Annotated in this window: 20 protein-coding genes; 14 read left to right on the forward strand and 6 right to left on the reverse strand. The window is 52.5% G+C overall.

The window, feature by feature from the left end; all coding sequences use genetic code 11:
* Positions 1–111: 111 nt before the first annotated feature.
* Positions 112–342 carry a VOC family protein gene (locus LVJ88_RS03195; RefSeq protein WP_233127547.1) on the reverse strand — a complete coding sequence of 77 codons (231 nt, stop codon included), beginning with the start codon at positions 340–342 and terminating at the stop codon, positions 112–114.
* 190 nt (positions 343–532) lie between these two features.
* Positions 533–2,023: a DegQ family serine endoprotease gene (locus LVJ88_RS03200; protein ID WP_054598858.1), complete on the reverse strand. Its 1,491-nt coding sequence runs from the start codon at positions 2,021–2,023 to the stop codon at positions 533–535.
* Positions 2,024–2,325: 302 nt separating this feature from the next.
* Here LVJ88_RS03200 and LVJ88_RS03205 point away from each other — a divergent pair, with 302 nt between their 5' ends.
* The 4 genes from LVJ88_RS03205 (at position 2,326) to pth (ending at position 4,494) form a co-directional block, all read left to right on the forward strand.
* Positions 2,326–3,003, forward strand: coding sequence for a sulfite exporter TauE/SafE family protein (locus tag LVJ88_RS03205; RefSeq protein WP_085418264.1), 678 nt, complete (start codon positions 2,326–2,328; stop codon positions 3,001–3,003).
* A gap of 93 nt (positions 3,004–3,096) precedes the next feature.
* Positions 3,097–3,528, forward strand: a complete 432-nt coding sequence (locus LVJ88_RS03210) for a type II toxin-antitoxin system RatA family toxin (protein WP_085418249.1) — start codon at positions 3,097–3,099, stop codon at positions 3,526–3,528.
* Positions 3,521–3,805: an RnfH family protein gene (locus LVJ88_RS03215; RefSeq protein ID WP_054598862.1), complete on the forward strand. Its 285-nt coding sequence runs from the start codon at positions 3,521–3,523 to the stop codon at positions 3,803–3,805. The genes LVJ88_RS03210 and LVJ88_RS03215 overlap by 8 nt, the downstream gene beginning before the upstream one ends.
* A gap of 113 nt (positions 3,806–3,918) precedes the next feature.
* Entirely contained in the window at positions 3,919–4,494 is a 576-nt protein-coding gene (gene pth, locus LVJ88_RS03220) for an aminoacyl-tRNA hydrolase (protein ID WP_085356558.1), read from the forward strand.
* A 220-nt stretch (positions 4,495–4,714) separates the two neighbouring features.
* On the opposite strand, the gene LVJ88_RS03225 is transcribed toward pth, so the two are convergent.
* Together LVJ88_RS03225 and LVJ88_RS03230 are read right to left on the reverse strand one after the other, a co-directional pair.
* Positions 4,715–5,446, reverse strand: a complete 732-nt coding sequence (locus tag LVJ88_RS03225; protein WP_085418248.1) for a phosphoadenylyl-sulfate reductase — start codon at positions 5,444–5,446, stop codon at positions 4,715–4,717.
* 184 nt (positions 5,447–5,630) lie between these two features.
* Entirely contained in the window at positions 5,631–6,281 is a 651-nt protein-coding gene (locus LVJ88_RS03230; protein ID WP_085356560.1) for a DedA family protein, read from the reverse strand.
* A gap of 200 nt (positions 6,282–6,481) precedes the next feature.
* Between LVJ88_RS03230 and hda the strand changes: the two genes are divergently transcribed.
* The 6 genes from hda to nth all read left to right on the forward strand — a co-directional run bounded on the left by hda (position 6,482) and on the right by nth (position 10,836).
* Entirely contained in the window at positions 6,482–7,150 is a 669-nt protein-coding gene (gene hda / locus LVJ88_RS03235) for a DnaA regulatory inactivator Hda (RefSeq protein WP_085418263.1), read from the forward strand.
* Positions 7,147–7,815: a histidinol-phosphatase gene (locus tag LVJ88_RS03240; protein WP_085418247.1), complete on the forward strand. Its 669-nt coding sequence runs from the start codon at positions 7,147–7,149 to the stop codon at positions 7,813–7,815. The genes hda and LVJ88_RS03240 overlap by 4 nt, the downstream gene beginning before the upstream one ends.
* A gap of 11 nt (positions 7,816–7,826) precedes the next feature.
* Positions 7,827–8,150, forward strand: a complete 324-nt coding sequence (cutA, locus tag LVJ88_RS03245; RefSeq protein WP_085418246.1) for a divalent-cation tolerance protein CutA — start codon at positions 7,827–7,829, stop codon at positions 8,148–8,150.
* Between the two features lie 130 nt (positions 8,151–8,280).
* Entirely contained in the window at positions 8,281–9,036 is a 756-nt protein-coding gene (gene pssA / locus LVJ88_RS03250) for a CDP-diacylglycerol--serine O-phosphatidyltransferase (RefSeq protein WP_054598867.1), read from the forward strand.
* A gap of 134 nt (positions 9,037–9,170) precedes the next feature.
* Entirely contained in the window at positions 9,171–9,977 is an 807-nt protein-coding gene (locus tag LVJ88_RS03255; protein ID WP_085418245.1) for a sulfite exporter TauE/SafE family protein, read from the forward strand.
* Positions 9,978–10,197: 220 nt separating this feature from the next.
* Entirely contained in the window at positions 10,198–10,836 is a 639-nt protein-coding gene (nth, locus tag LVJ88_RS03260) for an endonuclease III (RefSeq protein WP_085418244.1), read from the forward strand.
* A gap of 88 nt (positions 10,837–10,924) precedes the next feature.
* On the opposite strand, the gene LVJ88_RS03265 is transcribed toward nth, so the two are convergent.
* Entirely contained in the window at positions 10,925–11,263 is a 339-nt protein-coding gene (locus tag LVJ88_RS03265; RefSeq protein ID WP_085418243.1) for a hypothetical protein, read from the reverse strand.
* 314 nt (positions 11,264–11,577) lie between these two features.
* Between LVJ88_RS03265 and LVJ88_RS03270 the strand changes: the two genes are divergently transcribed.
* The 4 genes from LVJ88_RS03270 (at position 11,578) to fabG (ending at position 15,833) form a co-directional block, all read left to right on the forward strand.
* Entirely contained in the window at positions 11,578–12,483 is a 906-nt protein-coding gene (locus LVJ88_RS03270; protein ID WP_085418242.1) for a LysO family transporter, read from the forward strand.
* Between the two features lie 114 nt (positions 12,484–12,597).
* Positions 12,598–13,383, forward strand: coding sequence for a DeoR/GlpR family DNA-binding transcription regulator (locus LVJ88_RS03275; protein WP_054598872.1), 786 nt, complete (start codon positions 12,598–12,600; stop codon positions 13,381–13,383).
* Positions 13,384–13,564: 181 nt separating this feature from the next.
* A complete protein-coding gene (gene pncB / locus LVJ88_RS03280) occupies positions 13,565–14,788 on the forward strand; it encodes a nicotinate phosphoribosyltransferase (protein ID WP_085418241.1) in 1,224 nt (407 codons plus the stop codon).
* Between the two features lie 298 nt (positions 14,789–15,086).
* On the forward strand, positions 15,087–15,833 hold the full coding sequence (gene fabG / locus LVJ88_RS03285; RefSeq protein ID WP_054598874.1) for a 3-oxoacyl-ACP reductase FabG: 747 nt from the start codon (positions 15,087–15,089) through the stop codon (positions 15,831–15,833).
* Between the two features lie 193 nt (positions 15,834–16,026).
* On the opposite strand, the gene LVJ88_RS03290 is transcribed toward fabG, so the two are convergent.
* Positions 16,027–16,929 (reverse strand): segregation and condensation protein A, encoded by a 903-nt coding sequence (locus LVJ88_RS03290; protein WP_085418239.1) that lies wholly within the window; start codon positions 16,927–16,929, stop codon positions 16,027–16,029.
* Positions 16,930–16,933 lie beyond the last annotated feature (4 nt).

A 16,933-nucleotide genomic window follows, 5' to 3' on the forward strand; every position in this document is an offset into this window, starting at 1 on the left:
ACAAGACTGAAACGGCAGGCAGTAGGCATGTGGCCGATAGTGTGGCGTTTATATAGATAGGCCGTCTGAAAAAAAGGGTTTTCAGACGGCCTTAACCTAGCATCAGCCGTTTTACCCGGCCAGCCAAGCCATTGCTTCGATTTTGTGGCCGTCTAAATCGCGCACAAAGCAGCCGTAATACTCTTTGCCGTAATGCGGGCGCGGGCCGGGTGCGCCGCTGGCAGTTTGTGCGTGTTGTTTGTCGTGCGGAGCCTGAATCCAAAATTCGGGATAGGCGCGACCGTAAGCCACGGCTCGGTGTTCGCTTAAATCCAAAACCCGCCCGATGCCGAGCTTAGCCAACACTCTGTCTTAAAACGCCACCGCTTCTTCAAAACGGTTGGTGCCGAGCGATACATGGGAAAGAATGCCGGGATTGGCAGGCATGGTTGCGCTGCTTTCCAAAAAGAGTTGCGCCAAAAGATTTCAGACGGCCTCAAGAGGCCGTCTGAAAAAGTGTAAACGCCTGAACGGCAAAGACTTACACTTGGTTTTACGGCAGGGTTAAAGCCATAAAAATGGTATCGCCGTTTCGTTCCACCAACAGCGGAATATTTTTTCCCGCACCTTCCAGCGCGCTTTTCAATGTGGCTTCGTCTTCTACGTTGAGATGGTTCACGGTAACGATTTCGTCGCCTCGTCTCAAGCCGGCGCGCTCGGCGGGACCTTCGGCTTTAACCACCACCAAGCGTTTGCCGGTGTTGGAGGTGCGCACTTTCATGGTTAGACCCACCGCTTCAACCGCAAAGGCTTGGCCGTCGGTAGAAAACATCGGATCGTTGTTGCCTGCGTTGCTCGTTTCGGTGTCGTTACCGCTGGCGCCGAGTATCACTTTGATTTGTTGCTCTTTACCTTTGCGCCAAACATTGAGTGTGACTTCCTTGCCCGGGGCAATTGCGCCGACCATTACGGGCAGGTCGCTGGATTGGCGGACTTCCTCTCCGTTTACGCTGCGCACGATGTCGCCGGACTGCAAACCTGCTTTCAGGGCGGGGCTGTTGGGCAGCACGCGGGTAATTAAGGCGCCGGAGGCTTTTTCAAGGCCGAATGATTTGGCCAGATTATAGGAAACTTCTTGAATAATCACGCCGAGTTGGCCGCGCTGTACTTTTCCGCCGGCTTTGAGCTGTTCGGCCACGTTCATGGCTACGTCAATCGGAATGGCAAACGAAATACCCATAAATCCGCCGCTGCGGCTGTAAATCTGCGAATTGATGCCGACGACCTGACCTTTCAGGTTAAACAGCGGGCCGCCCGAATTGCCGGGGTTGATGGCAACGTCGGTTTGGATGAACGGCGTGTAGTTTTCGTTGGGCAGGCTGCGTCCTTTGGCCGACACGATGCCTGCGGTAACGCTGTTGTCGAAGCCGAAAGGCGCACCGATGGCGGCCACCCATTCGCCGGGTTTAAGGTCTTTGGCATTGCCGACTTTGATGACGGGCAGGTTTTCGGCGTCGATTTTCAACAAGGCTACATCGGATTGCACGTCGGAGCCGATTAATTTGGCGGTGTATTCGCGTTTATCGTTGAGCAGCACTTTGATGTTGCTCATGCCGCCGACCACATGGGTATTGGTTAGGATGTAGCCGTCGGGGCTGATGATGAAGCCCGAGCCGAAATGCAGTTCGGTGTCGTCTTCCTGCTCGGGAATGTCGGGCAGGTTGGGTACGAGGCGCTTGAAAAATTCGTAAAACGGATCGTTGTCGGGAAACTGGTTCAAGTCCATATTGTCGTTGCTGCGGCCTGCGCGGGGGGCTTGGAGGGCTTGAATATTGACTACCGTTTGGCCTTCTTGTTCGACCAGTTTGGTAAAGTCGGGCAGCAGCATTTCTACTTTGCCGCTGTCGGTTTGCGTTTCTACTTTTTGTACCAAATCCTTTTGCGGCTCGTCTTGCTTGCCGAAAAAGCTGTCCACTTTATCGCAGCCGTTTAAGACCAATGCAGAAGCAAGCACCAAGGCAATGTATTTTGGCGTTTTGTTCACAGTGTTTCCTTTTAAACAGATTCGTTAAGTTTCAATGGTGTGATTGTAAACGAAAATATAGGTCCCTGCACGGTGAAAACAAGTGCATATATTCCATTTAAGCAGATGTTTTTACAGTTTTTCACACTTTCTTGCGATATGCCGTACCATGCCGTGCGGTTTGTGGAAAAAATGCGGGAAACATGCCGTTGGAAATGAAGCAATCGGCAGTGCGCGGCAATGTTGTTACAATAATATGTTTTCCGGTTGGGATGGCCGGCGCTGCCGGGTATCTCTGTTTCTGCTTTTTACCGGTATGGTTTATGAACGGCGACATCACTTTTTTGACTTTGTTTCTTATCGGCTTTTTCGGCGGCGGGCATTGCGTGGGCATGTGCGGCGGGTTGAGCAGCGCGTTTGCTTTGCAGTTGCCGCCGCATATCAACCGCTTTTGGCTGATTGTGTTGCTGAATGCGGGGCGGATCAGCAGTTATGTGCTGATCGGCGTGCTGCTTGGCTTGCTGGGGCAGGTGGGGATTTCGTTGGATGAAACTCGGTGGCTGCAAAACGGTTTGTTTGTGGCGGCGAATGTGCTGCTGTTGCTGTTGGGGCTGTATCTTGCCGGCTTGTCGGCCTTAGTGGTGAAAGTGGAGGCAGTGGGCAGGCCGGTGTGGAAGCGTTTGAACCCGCTGCTGAATAAGTTGCTGCCGATACGCAGCGTGCCGGCCTGTTTTGCCGTGGGCATGTTGTGGGGCTGGCTGCCGTGCGGTTTGGTGTACAGCGCGTCGCTGTATGCTTTGGGCAGCGGCAGCGCGGCGCAGGGAGGCATGTATATGCTGGCTTTTGCATTGGGTACGCTGCCCAACCTGCTGGCGATGGGCTTTTTCGCGGCGCAGTTGAAAGCGTGGCTGCAACATAAAACGGTGCGTTTGTGCGCGGGTTTGACCGTATCGGCATGGGCGGTATGGCAGTTGGCGGTGTTTTTTCAGACGGCCGTCTGAGAAGTATGGGCTGGGAAGAGATGGGCATGCAGGGCGGGCAAGTTGCCGGTTTTATTTGTTATAATGCCGCCTTTATAGTGCCTACAAAACCGTATGAAAACCGTAGAAAAAAATATGTTGGTGCTGCACAGTGCCGAGCAGATGTTCGAGCTGGTGGATAGGGTGGAAGACTATCCGCAGTTTCTGCCGTGGTACAGCAAAACCGAAATCATCGAGCGCGGCGGCAACGAGCTGAAAGCGCGTTTATTTATGGACTATATGAAAGTTCAGCAGTCTTTCGCCACGCACAACCACAACGTGCCGGGGCGCGAAATCCGTATGAACTTGCTCGAAGGGCCGTTCAAAACCCTGCAAGGCACATGGAAGTTTATTCCCGTGGGCGACGATGCCTGCAAAATCGAATTCAAACTGCAATACGATTTTTCCAGCAGCCTGCTTTCCGCACTGATTTCGCCGGTGTTCAGCCACCTTTCGCGCACGCTGGTGGACGCATTCGTTAAAGAGGCAGACCGCCGCTATGGTTGAAATTGAAATTGTGTACGGCACGGCAGATAAGCAGCTGTTGCAGCGTCTTTCCGTTTCAGACGGCACAACCGCGCGCGAGGCGGTGTTGCAGAGCCGCATTGCCGAAGAGTTTCCCGAAGCAGACGTGCACAATGCGCCGTTGGGTATTTTCGGCAAAGCGGTGAAAGACGATACGGTGTTGCGCGATAAAGACCGCGTGGAAGTGTACCGTCCGCTGTTGATTGATCCCAAAGAAGCCCGCCGTTTGCGCGTGCGGAATAATAAAGAAGCCGATTGAGCCGTGTTTGGCGATATGGCGGCTGTGCTTTTTTGATATTAAATAAATAGGCGAATCAGAAGATACATCAGGCCGTCTGAAATTTCAGACGGCCATAAATATGGAAAGATAAAATGTCGGAAATCAAATTAATCGTCGGGCTGGGCAACCCCGGCGCGGAATACACCCACACGCGCCACAATGCCGGATTTTGGCTGATAGACGAATTGGCTTGGGCATGGAACGCCCGCTTGAAAGAAGAGAAAAAATTTTTCGGCGAAGTGGCGCGCGTTACCCACCCCGAAGGGGAAATATGGCTGCTGAAACCGAATACGTTTATGAACCGCTCCGGTCAGGCGGTGGCCGCATTGGCGTCGTTTTACAAAATCAAGCCGGAAGAAATTTTGGTGGTGCACGACGAATTGGATATCCCTTGCGGGCGCATCCGCTTCAAGCTCGGCGGCGGCAACGGCGGCCACAACGGCCTGAAAGACATTCAAGCCAGACTGGGCACGCCCGGTTTTTACCGCCTGCGTTTGGGCATCGACCACCCCGGCGACCGCAATCTGGTGGTGGGTTATGTGCTCAACAAGCCCAGCGCCGAAGACCGGCAGGCGATAGACGATGCCATCGCCAAATCCATACAGGGCTTGCCGCTGGTGTTGTCGGGTCAATGGGAAGAGGCGACCCGTTTTCTTCACAGCAAGTAATGTGAAAGCTTTTTAAAATCAAAAGCTAATCTGGAATATGGGTTTCAATGTTCCGTTACTGAAAATCACATGCGGGCGGATAGGTAATCCGCCCCGCCGCAAGATGTTGGCCGTTGGGAAGGTGTTTTAGTGAAACTCACAAGTTCGCTTTCAGACGGCCTCAAATACGCGTTTTTATTCTTCTTTATACAATCCACTCGAAACAAGCAGGTGCAAAACCTTATTTGTGCAGCCCGCATTCTTTGCTGTCTTTGTTTTCCCACCACCAACGCCCCGCACGGATGTTTTCGCCCAGTTTCACGGGGCGGGTGCAGGGTTCGCAGCCTATGCTGGGGTAGCCGCAGCGGTAAAGTGCATTCAGCGGCACATTATGCGCGTGTGCGTACGCCCAAACGTCGGCTTCTTCCCAGTCGAAAATCGGATTGAACTTGGCAATGCCGCGTGCGCCGTCGAACTCTTCAAAATCCAACCCGCTGCGGGTATCGGACTGGCTGCGCCGCTGTCCGGTTAACCATGCCGGTGCTTGGGCGAGGGCGCGGTTGAGCGGTTCGATTTTGCGAATGTGGCAGCATTGGCGGCGCAAGTCCACGCTTTCATACATAGCGGCTTGGCCGAACGCGCGCTCGAATGCGGCGGCAGCTTCGGCATCGGGGCGGAACACTTCGATTTCAAACGGATAGCGTATATTGGTTTCGCCGATTAAGGCCGAGGTTTCGGGGTTGAGCTTGCCCGTGTCGAGCGTGATGATGCGCAGCGGCAGTTTCAGACGGCCTATAATGTCTGCAATCACCATATCTTCCGCAGCAAGGCTGGATGCAAACACCGCCTGCGGAAAACGCGCGGCAATCTCGTGCAGACGTTCGCCGAGTGTGTTTTCCAATGATTTCAGACGGCCTGATCGGGTTGGGTCGGGGGCGGGGATTTGCCAGAATTTGGGAGTGTGTAGAGACATAGCGGTATGGGTTTCGTGTGTTTGAACTGTGCGTTTAATGCCGACTGATATTGTGCGCCTGCCGCCGCAGGCCATAAAAGGAATGTTTGTTTATTTGTTTATAACCAAATGAAAGAGGCCGTCTGAAAATGATGTTTCAGACGGCCTCTAAGGTTTCTTAACTATATTGTAAATGCTTGGTGCTTTATCCGCCGCGTTTGCCTGCACGTTTGGCGCGGATCACTTCAATCACGCCGGGCAGCACCGAAATCACGATAATCGCGCCCAGCACCAAGCCCAAATTGTTTTTCACCACCGGAATATTGGCGAAGAAATAGCCCGCGTAGGAAAACAGCACCACCCACAAAACCGCACCGATTACGTTAAAGCGGATAAAGCGGCCGTAGTGCATGTTCGCCATGCCCGCCACAAAAGGTGCAAAAGTGCGCACGATGGGCACGAAGCGGGCGATGATGATGGTTTTGCCACCGTATTTTTCGTAAAACTTGTGGGTTTTGTCGAGATAGCTGCGTTTAAAGATTTTGGAATCGGGGTTGGCAAACAGCTTGGCACCGAAGTATTTGCCGATCATAAAGTTCACCGCGTCGCCGATGATGGCCGAGGTAATCAGCAACGCCACCATCACATGGATATTCATTTCACCGATGGCCGCAATGCCGCCGGCGGCAAACAGCAGCGAATCGCCGGGCAGAAACGGCGTAACCACCAGCCCCGTTTCGCAGAAAATAATCAGAAACAGAATGGCGTAAATCCACACGCCGTATTGGGCGGCCAGCTCGGTAAGGTGTTGGTCGATATGCAGGATAAAGTCGATAATGGCTGAAATAAATTCCATCGGGCGTGCTTTCGGAAAAATGGGCACAAAGGCCGTCTGAACAAATATCTAAATTTAAAGGTTTCAGACGGCCCGACAAGTATAAAGTTCGCCATTTTAAGTGAAAACGTTAAATCCTGCCAAACGCCTGCCGCAGCTTGCTGCCGTTTGTTGAAACAACGTACAATGTGCCGTCTGAAAGCCGTTTGAAAACCGTTTCCGTGAACCAGCTTATTTTTGATTTTGCCGCCCGCGATTACCCTTCGTTCGATAAATTTTTAGGCACGTCGAACGCCGAACTTCTGCACGTTTTGCAACAGCAGCACGGGCAGTTTATTTACGTTTGGGGGCAGCAGGGTTCCGGCAAAAGCCATCTTTTGCAGGCTTGGGTGGCGCAGGCTTTGCAGGCGGGGCACAACGCCGTTTATATCGATGCCGCCCGCATGCCGCTGACCGACCAAGTGCTCGAAGCCGACTATCTGGCGGTGGATCAGGTTGACAAACTCAACGACGGCGAGCAGGCGGTATTGTTTGAAGCCTTCAACCGCTTTCGCAACAGCAAACACGGCTTTCTGTTGCTGAGTGCCGACGTGCCGCCGCCGCAACTGGTGATTCGCGAAGACTTGCGTACACGCATGGGCTATTGTTTGGTTTACGATGTCAAACCTTTGAATGACCAAGAAAAAATCAATGCATTAGTGAGCATGGCGGTGGCGCGACAATTAACCGTAGAACCGGAAATCTTCCAATACCTGCTCAACCACTGGCGGCGTGATATGGACAGCTTGATGCAGATGCTCGACACGCTCGACAACTACGCCGTGATGATGGGCAAACGCATCACCCTGCCGCTGCTGCGCCAACTCTTAAAACAACAGGAAACAGAATGAAAAACCTCGCCATTTTCGATTTGGACAACACCTTAATCAACACCGATTCAGACCATTCTTGGCCGCAATACTTAATGAAAAAAGGCGTGGTGGATGTCGAATACACCCGAGCCCAAAACGACAAGTTTTACCGCGACTACCAAAACGGCTGTTTGGACATCGACGAGTTTCTCGCATTTCATCTCGAACCTTTAAGCCGCTTCAGCAAAGAAGAACTGGCCGAAATGCACCGCGAATTTACCGCCGAATTTATCGCCCCGCACATCTTGCCGATGGCCAAAATGCTGGTACAGAGCCACCGCGATGCAGGCGACGAACTGCTGGTGATTTCTTCCACCAACGAATTTATCATCACCCCGATTTGCCATATGTTCGGCATTGAAAACATTATCGGCACGCAGCTCGAAACCGGTTCGGACGGCCGCTACACTGGCCGGTACGTCGGCACGCCCAGCCTAAAAGAAGGCAAAATCACCCGCCTGAACGAATGGCTGGCCGCACGCGGCGAAACGCTTGAAAACTACGGCAAAACCTATTTTTACAGCGATTCCAAAAACGATTTGCCGCTGCTGCGTTTGGTGAGCGACCCCGTAGCCGTCAACCCCGATGAAACTTTGCAGCAGGAAGCCGAAGAAAAAGGCTGGCCCGTGCTGAATTTTCGATAAGGCCGTCTGAAATGCCCCAATTCAAACCTGTTGTCGTTATAACCACCGCGCCCAACCGCGAAGAAGCCGAACGCATCGGCGGTCTGCTGCTGGAAAACCGTCTCGCCGGCTGCGTGCAATACGAAACCATCCGCAGCCAATATGTGTGGGACGGCGAATTGTGCAATGACGAAGAAATCCGCATCGTGATTAAAACCGCCCGTTGCCACTATAAAGCGGTGGAAAAAACCATCGTGCAAAACCACAGCTACGACTGCCCGCAGATTCTGATGCAGCCGGTAAGCAGAGGCTTCGTGCCGTATCTGCGTTGGATGAAAGAGCGTTTGGGCCTGTAAGCCCGCCGTTTGGTGCTCGGCAGCCCGACATATCCGGCATTTGGCCTCATCTGCGGCGTATCTTCGCTATAATAATCTTATCAACCAGTAAAACGCTTTAATTTATCGAAACAGCCTTATCGGAAACACAATGGATATACAGCCCAATCCAACCCAGCGGCATCGTGCGTCTTTGCGTAAGCACAGTATTTATCTGCTGCCCAACTCTTTTACCATTGCCGCGCTGTTTGCCGCATTTTTCGCCATCACCCAAGCCATGCACGGGCATTATGAAACGGCGGCGATTGCGGTGTTTACCGCCATGCTGCTCGACGGCATGGACGGACGGGTGGCGCGTTGGACCAACAGCCAAAGCGCGTTCGGCGAGCAGCTCGACAGCTTGGCAGATATGGTCAGCTTCGGCGTGGCGCCCGCTTTGATTGCCTATAAATGGCAGCTGTGGCAGTTTGGCAAAATCGGTTATTCGGTTGCGTTTATCTACTGCGCGTGTGCGGCATTGCGGCTGGCATTGTTCAACACCTTGATCGGGAGGGTGGACAAACGCTGGTTTATCGGTATTCCCAGCCCCACGGCGGCGGCTTTGATTGTGGGCATGATTTGGGTAAACCACAGTTACGAGCGTTTGCCTTATGTGCAATGGTTGTGTTTGCTGATTACTTTGTTTGCCGGGCTTTCGATGGTGGTACAGATTCCGTTTTGGAGCTTTAAAGAAATCAACGTGCGCCGCAAAGTGCCGTTTTTCGCCATGATTATCTTTATGCTGATTTTGGCGGTGGCGGCGTGGGAACCTTCGTTGGTGCTGTTCCTGTTTTTCTTGGGATACAGCCTGTCGGGTTATGCGATGTTTGCCTGGCGGTGGTTTAAAAAGCGCAAGAAGGCCGTCTGAAAGCGTTTGTTTGCATTCAGAGCAATTTGTTGTTTAAAAATAATACAGTCGTAACTTAATAAACGTGCAAACGCCATGCCTGGGTTAGACCAAGTAAGCGTTTGAACGATAGTCTGCAAAGAAAAGAAGAAAATATGCTCGATTTTGAATTGATTCTCATCATGCTGGCAGTAGGTGGTTTTTCCGGTTTCATTGCCGGGCTGCTGGGTGTGGGCGGCGGTATGATTATCGTGCCGGTGGTGTTGTGGGTGCTTCAAATGCAGGGGATGGAACACATTGCCCATGCCCAGCATTTGGCGGTGGGTACGTCGTTTGCGATTATGGTATTTACCACTTTTTCCAGCATGATGGCGCAAAACCGCAAAGGCGCGGTGGATTGGCAAGTGGTAAAACGCATGGCGCCGGGCATGATTTTCGGGGTGCTGGTCGGTTCGTTTATCGCCAAGCATATTTCCAATAGTGCTTTGCAGGTTTTCTTTGTTGCCTTTACGGTGGTTATCGCGCTGAAAACCTTAGCCGATGCGAAGCCTAAGCCTTCGAGGGGGTTGCCCGGCGGCGCGGGTTTGACCGGTGTGGGTACGGTGTTCGGCATTGCTTCCAGCTGGGTGGGCATCGGCGGCGGTTCTTTGTCGGTGCCGTTTTTAATGTATTGCAATGTGCCCGTGCACAAAGCGGTGGGCACTTCGGCAGGTTTGGCTTGGCCGATTGCGGTGGCCGGTGCGGTGGGTTATCTGTATTCCGGCTGGAATGTGAGCGGGTTGCCGGAGGGTTCGTTTGGATTTTGGTATCTGCCCGCGGTGGTGGTGTTGAGCGTGGCAACGGTGTTGTGCGCGCCTTTGGGCGTGAAAGCTGCGCACAAGCTCCCGCCCGAAAAACTCAAGCTGGCATTCGGTATTTTGCTGCTGGTGATTGCCGGCAGAATGTTGTGGCGTTTGATTTGATATGGTTACTCAACTTGCTTTTAACACAGGGCAGCAATGCCGTGCTTAAATCATGTTGATTGACCATGACGGCATTTTTAATCGGATTGCGGTTTCTTGCATGAGGCCGTCTGAAATGGTTTTCAGACGGCCTTGATATATAATATGCGCTGCCGTCTGAAACATTTCGGTTCATTTGCCCCATAAAAATACCCGACACAAACACAACCACAATCTCAATATGAACAAACAGATCCGCCAAGAAATCTTCGAGCGTTTGCGTACGGCCAATCCGCATCCCACAACAGAGCTGAATTTCAATAACCCTTTCGAGCTGCTGATCGCGGTGCTGCTGTCGGCACAGGCAACCGACGTGGGAGTAAACAAAGCAACCGCCAAGCTGTTTCCTGCCGCACCCACACCGCAAGCGATGTTGGATTTAGGCTTGGAAGGCGTGATGGAATACACCAAAACCATCGGCCTGTATAAAACCAAATCAAAACACATCATCGAAACCTGCCGCATTCTGCTGGAGCAGTATCAAGGCGAAGTGCCGGCCGACCGCGAGGCGTTGGAAGCCTTGCCGGGGGTGGGGCGCAAAACGGCCAATGTGGTGTTGAATACGGCGTTCGGCCAGCCGGTGATGGCGGTGGATACGCATATTTTCCGCGTATCGAACCGCACGAAAATCGCACCGGGTAAAAATGTGCGCGAAGTGGAAGACAAGTTGATGAAATTTGTGCCCAAAGAGTTTCTGCAAGACGCGCACCACTGGCTGATTCTGCACGGGCGTTATACCTGTAAGGCACAAAAGCCTTTGTGCGAAAAGTGTTTGATTCATGATTTGTGCGAATATCCGGCCAAAACCGTTCCGGCATAACAAGAGCAAACAAAAGACCCTTGCAGCGAGTGCAAGGGTCTTGTTTTATTGATTTCCGATAAACGGTTTTGAGCCGTTGGTTAAATGATTATTTAACGATTTCTACCGGACCGTGATCATCGCAATGGTCGCCGTGCTGATGATGCAGGCGGCCGTTAACGATGTAGTCGGTGTGGTCGCCGTGCGGTACGGCTTCATGGCCGCAATCGGGGCCGTGAACGTGACCGGCGCAGTCGTGTACGGGGCGGCAGCCGTCGGGGTTGGTTTCGTTTACGTCCAAGCTGTGTTCGTCGTAGTGGCCGTTATGTTCGTGATGCAGATGGCCGTCGTGAAGGTAATCTACATGGTCGCCGTGTTGGATGGCGGTATGGCCGCAGCCGCTGCCGTGAACGTGCTCGTGATCGGGGTGTGTTTTGCAATTGCTCATGGTTTTCTTTCTACAATGGTTGAGACATGCGCTTTATCATACGGGCAAATGAAAAATTTGTAAATAACTTATTGTTTATAATAGATTTTATTTCGATATAGCATAACACTGTTCGCGCAGAGTCTGCTTAGACGGCTCGGGGTAGGGCGGTTGGGGTATAATTCTGCCTTTTGCCTGATGTGCCCGTATGCCTGAGCGGGCAGCTGTTTTCATTGATTTCATGTTTAATCGGGCACGGTTCAGACGGCCTCTGACGACAAGCCCCAGGGTTTCATGAGGCTGCGGGCCGTCTGAAATAACGATATGAACGGCTTATGGATAGTCTGATTACTTTACTTTCTGTATTAATTCCGCTTTTTCTCGGCTTTTTCATTAGTGTACCCAAGCTGTATTTGCGGTTGGTGGACAAGGCTTTGGTGTGGCTGGTTTATGCGATTTTGCTGTTGATCGGCGTATCGTTGTCGCGGGTGGAGGATTTGGGCGGGCAGATTGATACCATTGTTGGCTCGGCGGCTTTGCTTTTTGCGTGCGTGATGGGCATGAATCTGCTGGTGCTGATGTGGTTCGACCGCCGTTATCCGCAGCAAACGCAGGGCGGCGGCAGGAAAAGTCGGGTCAGTATCGCCGGCAGCATCAATCAGCTCGGGTGTGTGGCGGCGGGTTTTATGCTGGGTAAAGTTATGGCCGGATGGTGGTTGCCGCCCGAAAGCACGGGCAATTACTGCCTGATGCTGATGGTGCTGCTGGTGGGGGTGCAGTTGCGCAGCAGCGGCATCACTCTGCGGCAGGTGCTGGTAAACCGCAGAGGTGTGCAAACCAGCGTGCTGTTTACGCTATCTTCTTTGCTGGGCGGCATATTATTTGCAGCATTGGTGCCGGAAGTATCGTGGAGCAAGGGGCTGGCGTTGGCATCCGGGTTCGGATGGTATTCGCTTTCGGGTATTGTGATGACTGAGGCTTATGGGCCGGTGTGGGGCAGCATTGCCTTGCTTAACGATTTGTCGCGTGAGTTTTTTGCGCTGGTGTTTATTCCCGTATTGATGCGCGGCCATCCCTGTGCGGCGGTAGGCTCGGGCGGGGCGACCAGCCTTGATTTTACGTTGCCGGTGATTCAGAGTTCGGGCGGTTTGCAGGTGGTGCCGCTCGCCATCAGCTTCGGTTTTGTTGTGAATGTGATTGCCCCTTTTCTGATGGTGGTGTTTTCCAATATGCGGTTTTGAGGTTTATACGGGCACCCAAACAGCCGCTTGCACCCTTGCGCCGAATTTGGCACAATGCGCCGCATAAGTTTATGATGTAAAATTATTTTAACAAATTATCAGTCTAAATAAGCCATGCCACCCCGCATACAACGCCACGAAAAAATCATTGCTTTAGTCCGCGAATATAACTTTATGCCTATCGAACAGCTCGCACGGCAGCTGGATGTGACGCCGCAAACCATACGCCGCGACATCAACCAGCTGTGCGAAGAAAATATTTTGCGGCGTTATCACGGCGGTGCCACTTTGGGCGAAGGCTTGGAAAACGAAGATTTAAATACGCAGAAAACCAAGCTGCAAAATGAAAAAATCCACATCGCCGATTTGATTGCCGAGCATATTCCCGATAATGCTTCGCTGTTTTTGAGTATCGGCACAACCATCGAGGCGGTGGCAATGGCCTTGGTGAAAAAGCGCAAAGGCTTGTGCATCATCACCAATAACATCCATGTGGCGTCGATTGTATCCGGCCGCAGCGATTACACGGTTATCATCACTTCCGGCGTGGTGCGCCCGATAGACGGCGGCGTAACCGGCGTGGCCACGGTTGATTTTATTAATCAGTTCAAAACCGATTATGCGGTTTTGAGTGCGTCGGGCGTGGATGCAGACGGCTCTCTGCTTGATTTCGACTATAAAGAAGTGAGCGTGATGCAGGCCATGATGCACAATGCGCGTATGTGCTATTTGGGTGTCGATCACAGCAAGTTCGGCCGCAACGCTTTGGTGCGTATGGGCGATATTACCGAATTTGATGCCGTGTTTACCGACCAAACGCCTGATGAAGCCATGTGCAAACAGCTCGAAGCCGCCGGCGTGAAGTGGTATGTGGCGGCACGCGGTATCGATGAAGAATAAGCCTGCAGCCGGGGCATGCGGCAGGATTGGCTCGGAGTTTGTTTGCCGAATTTCTCTTCACGATTGAAACGGCGTGGGCGGAACATGAACGGCAGGCCGTCTGAAACAAAAAGCCACAAAGCTTGTCAAACGTGGTTTAATGGCAATCCGGCTCCACCAGATAAGGCACAAGACGATTATCATGAAACCGAACGCTCCTATCATTCAATCGCTGCTCGACACCGATTTATATAAATTCACCATGTTGCAGGTTATCCTGCACCAATTTCCCCAAGCGCACGGTGTGTATGAATTCCGCTGCCGCAACAACGACCAAACCGTTTATCCGCTGGCCGACATCAAGGCCGATTTAGAGCAGGAATTGGATTGGCTGTGCGAATTGAAATTCACGCAGGACGAGCTGGATTATTTGCGTTCCATGCGTTTTATCAAAAGCGATTTCGTTGATTATTTGGAGCTTTTTCAGCTTAAACGCCGTTTCGTCAATGTGAGCACCGACGATGAAGGCCGTCTGAATATCAAAGTCGAAGGCCCGATGATACAGGCGATGTTTTTCGAGATTTACATTCTCGCCATGGTTAACGAGCTGTATTTCCGCCGCCTCGAAACGCCCGAAGTGCTTGCAGAAGGCGAACGCCGTTTGCAAGCCAAAGCGGAACGTCTCAAAGAGTTGACCAAGATTCAAAACCCCAACGACCCGCCGTTTCTCATTTCCGATTTCGGCACGCGCCGACGCTATACTTTGGCTTGGCAGGAACACGTTGTCCGCACCCTGCTTGCCGCAGCACCCGATATCGTGCGCGGCACCAGCAACGTTTATTTGGCCAAAAAGCTCGACATCACGCCCATCGGCACGATGGCGCATGAGTTCCTGCAAGCGTTTCAGGCTTTAGACGTGCGCCTGCGCGATTTCCAGAAAGCCGCGCTGGAAGCATGGGTAAAAGAATACCGCGGCGACCTCGGCATCGCCCTAACCGACGTAGTGGGCATGGATGCCTTCCTGCGCGATTTCGACCTTTACTTCGCCAAACTGTTTGACGGCCTGCGCCACGACAGCGGTGATCCTTATGTTTGGGGCGACAAAGCCTATGCCCACTACAAAAAGCTCAAAATCGACAGCCGCACGAAAATGCTTACCTTTTCAGACGGCCTGAATATCGAAAAATCATGGGCATTGCATCAATATTTTAAAGACCGCTTCAAAACCAGCTTCGGTATCGGCACCAATCTCACCAACGATTTAGGCCACACGACGCTGAATATCGTGTTGAAACTGGTGGAGTGCAACGGCCAATCGGTTGCCAAACTTTCCGACAGCCCGGGCAAAACCATGACCGACAACAATACCTTCCTCGCCTATTTGCGGCAGGTGTTTCAAATTCCTGAGCCGGTTGAGAAACCATAACTGCGCAACCATGATCAGGCCGTCTGAAATTTTTTCAGACGGCCTCACTATTAAATATTTAGATGGTTCACTCTATTTTTATGCCTGTACAAGCCTGTTTTCAAAATTATTTATGCCGGATTCGCAGCGGCAGAAGGTGTGCAACCTGGCCGCAACGCCCGAATCAGGCGGTTTTGCAAAGGTCTTTATTTGTGATATAAGGCGTGTGCTGATTGAAAACTAACCGACTTTATTAAACTTAAACAGGCTTCATTTGAAGGCCGTCTGAACATTTCAACAGATCAAAAAAGGAAATATCATGAGTTCACAAGATTTGAGCGGCAAAATCGCTTTGGTAACCGGCGCATCGCGCGGTATCGGCGCGGCGATTGCCGACACATTGGCACAAGCCGGCGCAACCGTTATCGGCACCGCCACCAGCGAAAGCGGTGCGCAAGCCATCGGCGAACGCTTGGCACAATGGGGCGGCAAAGGCCGCGCCTTGAATGCCGCCGATGAAAACGGCATCGAAAACCTGATTTCAGACATCGAACAGGAATTCGGCAAACTCGATATTCTCGTCAACAACGCCGGCATTACCCGCGACAATCTGCTGATGCGCATGAAAGAAGAAGAGTGGGACGAAATCATGCAGGTAAACCTGAAATCAGTATTCCGTGCCAGCAAAGCCGTATTGCGCGGCATGATGAAACAGCGCAGCGGCCGCATCATCAACATCACTTCCGTGGTCGGCACCATGGGCAATGCAGGCCAAACCAACTATGCCGCCGCCAAAGCGGGCCTGATCGGTTTTGCCAAATCGATGGCACGCGAAGTCGGCAGCCGCGGCATTACCGTGAACTGCGTTGCCCCCGGCTTTATCGACACCGACATGACCCGCGCGCTGCCGGAAGAAACCCGCAAAATGTTTACCGCGCAAACGTCATTGGGCAAGTTTGGCGAAGCGCAAGATATTGCCGACGCCGTGCTGTTTTTGGCCAGCGACCAAGCCAAATACATCACCGGCCAAACCTTGCATGTGAACGGCGGTATGTTGATGCCTTAACGGCATGTGGTTAATCAGCTTGAGAAAAGTACATACATCATGCTTGGGTCAAGCTCGAGTGTGCGGTACGGCGGCCCGGTAAGTGGATTAACCGTATAAAAAGCTAAAGGTTAGCCTTTATGCCGACGAGGCCGTCTGAAAATGTTCAGACGGCCTCGTTGCGTGAGTGGCTTACATGCTTGGAAAAAATGTTTTATCCAATCAAATCGTTATCTTCTTCAGAAGAATCAGCCGCCGCTTCTTCCGGCTCTTCCTGTACGGGCTGCTCGGAAACTTCAACACCGTCGTCTTTCAGACGGATATCAATTTCGGCAAAACTTTCCGGCTGGATGATGCGCACCAAGCCTTCTTTGGCCAGTTCCAGCAAAGCGATAAAGTTGACCACCACATAAGCGATGCCTTGTTCGGGATGAAACAGCTCAGAAAAGCGGCATTGCCCGCGTTCGTTCAAACGGCGCAAGATGCTGCTCATTTGCGCCCGCACCGAAATCGCTTCCTGCACGACGGCATGGCTGCGGGTGTGCTTGGCGCGGGAAAGGATGTTCAGCCATGCCTGCGTGAGGTCGGCAACGTGCACATCGGGCAGTTTGGCTTCGACGGCGATTTCCAGCGGCAGATAAGCCCATGCAAAATCGCGTCCGGCGCGGGGCAGGGCGTCCAAACCGGCGGCGGCGAGCTTCATTTGTTCGTAAGCCAGCAGGCGGCGCACCAGTTCGGCGCGCGGGTCGGCTTCTTCGCCTTCTTCGATGCCGGCCGGTTGCGGCAACAGCAGCCGCGATTTGATTTCAATCAGCACCGCCGCCATCAGCAGGTATTCCGCCGCCAAATCAAACTGATAGGCTTCCATCTGGGCGATGTAGTGCAGATATTGCTCGGTGATTTTAATCATCGGAATATCCAGCACATCGATATTCTGCTTGCGGATCAGGTAAAGCAGCAAATCCAGCGGCCCTTGAAAGCTGTGCAGCACCACCTTGAGCGCGTCGGGCGGGATAAACAAATCCTGCGGCACGTCGGTAACGGGCTGGCCGAAAATCCATGCGACGGCGTTGAGGTTTTCGGTTTGCAAAGGTTGTTGATCGGCGGCAAGCGGCATATCG

Origin of the sequence: Neisseria dumasiana (genome assembly GCF_022870885.1) — a bacterium.
GTDB classification, from domain to species: domain Bacteria; phylum Pseudomonadota; class Gammaproteobacteria; order Burkholderiales; family Neisseriaceae; genus Neisseria; species Neisseria dumasiana.

Bases quoted from the DNA above. Each gene is read 5' to 3' on its own strand.
- LVJ88_RS03275 (WP_054598872.1), top strand. From the start codon at position 12,598: ATGCCACCCCGCATACAACGCCACGAAAAAATCATTGCTTTAGTCCGC.
- LVJ88_RS03215 (WP_054598862.1), top strand. From the start codon at position 3,521: ATGGTTGAAATTGAAATTGTGTACGGCACGGCAGATAAGCAGCTGTTG.
- pncB (WP_085418241.1), top strand. From the start codon at position 13,565: ATGAAACCGAACGCTCCTATCATTCAATCGCTGCTCGACACCGATTTA.
- LVJ88_RS03240 (WP_085418247.1), top strand. From the start codon at position 7,147: ATGAAAAACCTCGCCATTTTCGATTTGGACAACACCTTAATCAACACC.
- LVJ88_RS03265 (WP_085418243.1), bottom strand. From the start codon at position 11,263: ATGAGCAATTGCAAAACACACCCCGATCACGAGCACGTTCACGGCAGC.
- LVJ88_RS03270 (WP_085418242.1), top strand. From the start codon at position 11,578: ATGGATAGTCTGATTACTTTACTTTCTGTATTAATTCCGCTTTTTCTC.
- pssA (WP_054598867.1), top strand. From the start codon at position 8,281: ATGGATATACAGCCCAATCCAACCCAGCGGCATCGTGCGTCTTTGCGT.
- LVJ88_RS03205 (WP_085418264.1), top strand. From the start codon at position 2,326: ATGAACGGCGACATCACTTTTTTGACTTTGTTTCTTATCGGCTTTTTC.
- cutA (WP_085418246.1), top strand. From the start codon at position 7,827: ATGCCCCAATTCAAACCTGTTGTCGTTATAACCACCGCGCCCAACCGC.
- nth (WP_085418244.1), top strand. From the start codon at position 10,198: ATGAACAAACAGATCCGCCAAGAAATCTTCGAGCGTTTGCGTACGGCC.
- LVJ88_RS03255 (WP_085418245.1), top strand. From the start codon at position 9,171: ATGCTCGATTTTGAATTGATTCTCATCATGCTGGCAGTAGGTGGTTTT.
- fabG (WP_054598874.1), top strand. From the start codon at position 15,087: ATGAGTTCACAAGATTTGAGCGGCAAAATCGCTTTGGTAACCGGCGCA.
- LVJ88_RS03290 (WP_085418239.1), bottom strand. From the start codon at position 16,929: ATGCCGCTTGCCGCCGATCAACAACCTTTGCAAACCGAAAACCTCAAC.
- LVJ88_RS03210 (WP_085418249.1), top strand. From the start codon at position 3,097: ATGAAAACCGTAGAAAAAAATATGTTGGTGCTGCACAGTGCCGAGCAG.
- pth (WP_085356558.1), top strand. From the start codon at position 3,919: ATGTCGGAAATCAAATTAATCGTCGGGCTGGGCAACCCCGGCGCGGAA.
- LVJ88_RS03230 (WP_085356560.1), bottom strand. From the start codon at position 6,281: ATGGAATTTATTTCAGCCATTATCGACTTTATCCTGCATATCGACCAA.
- LVJ88_RS03225 (WP_085418248.1), bottom strand. From the start codon at position 5,446: ATGTCTCTACACACTCCCAAATTCTGGCAAATCCCCGCCCCCGACCCA.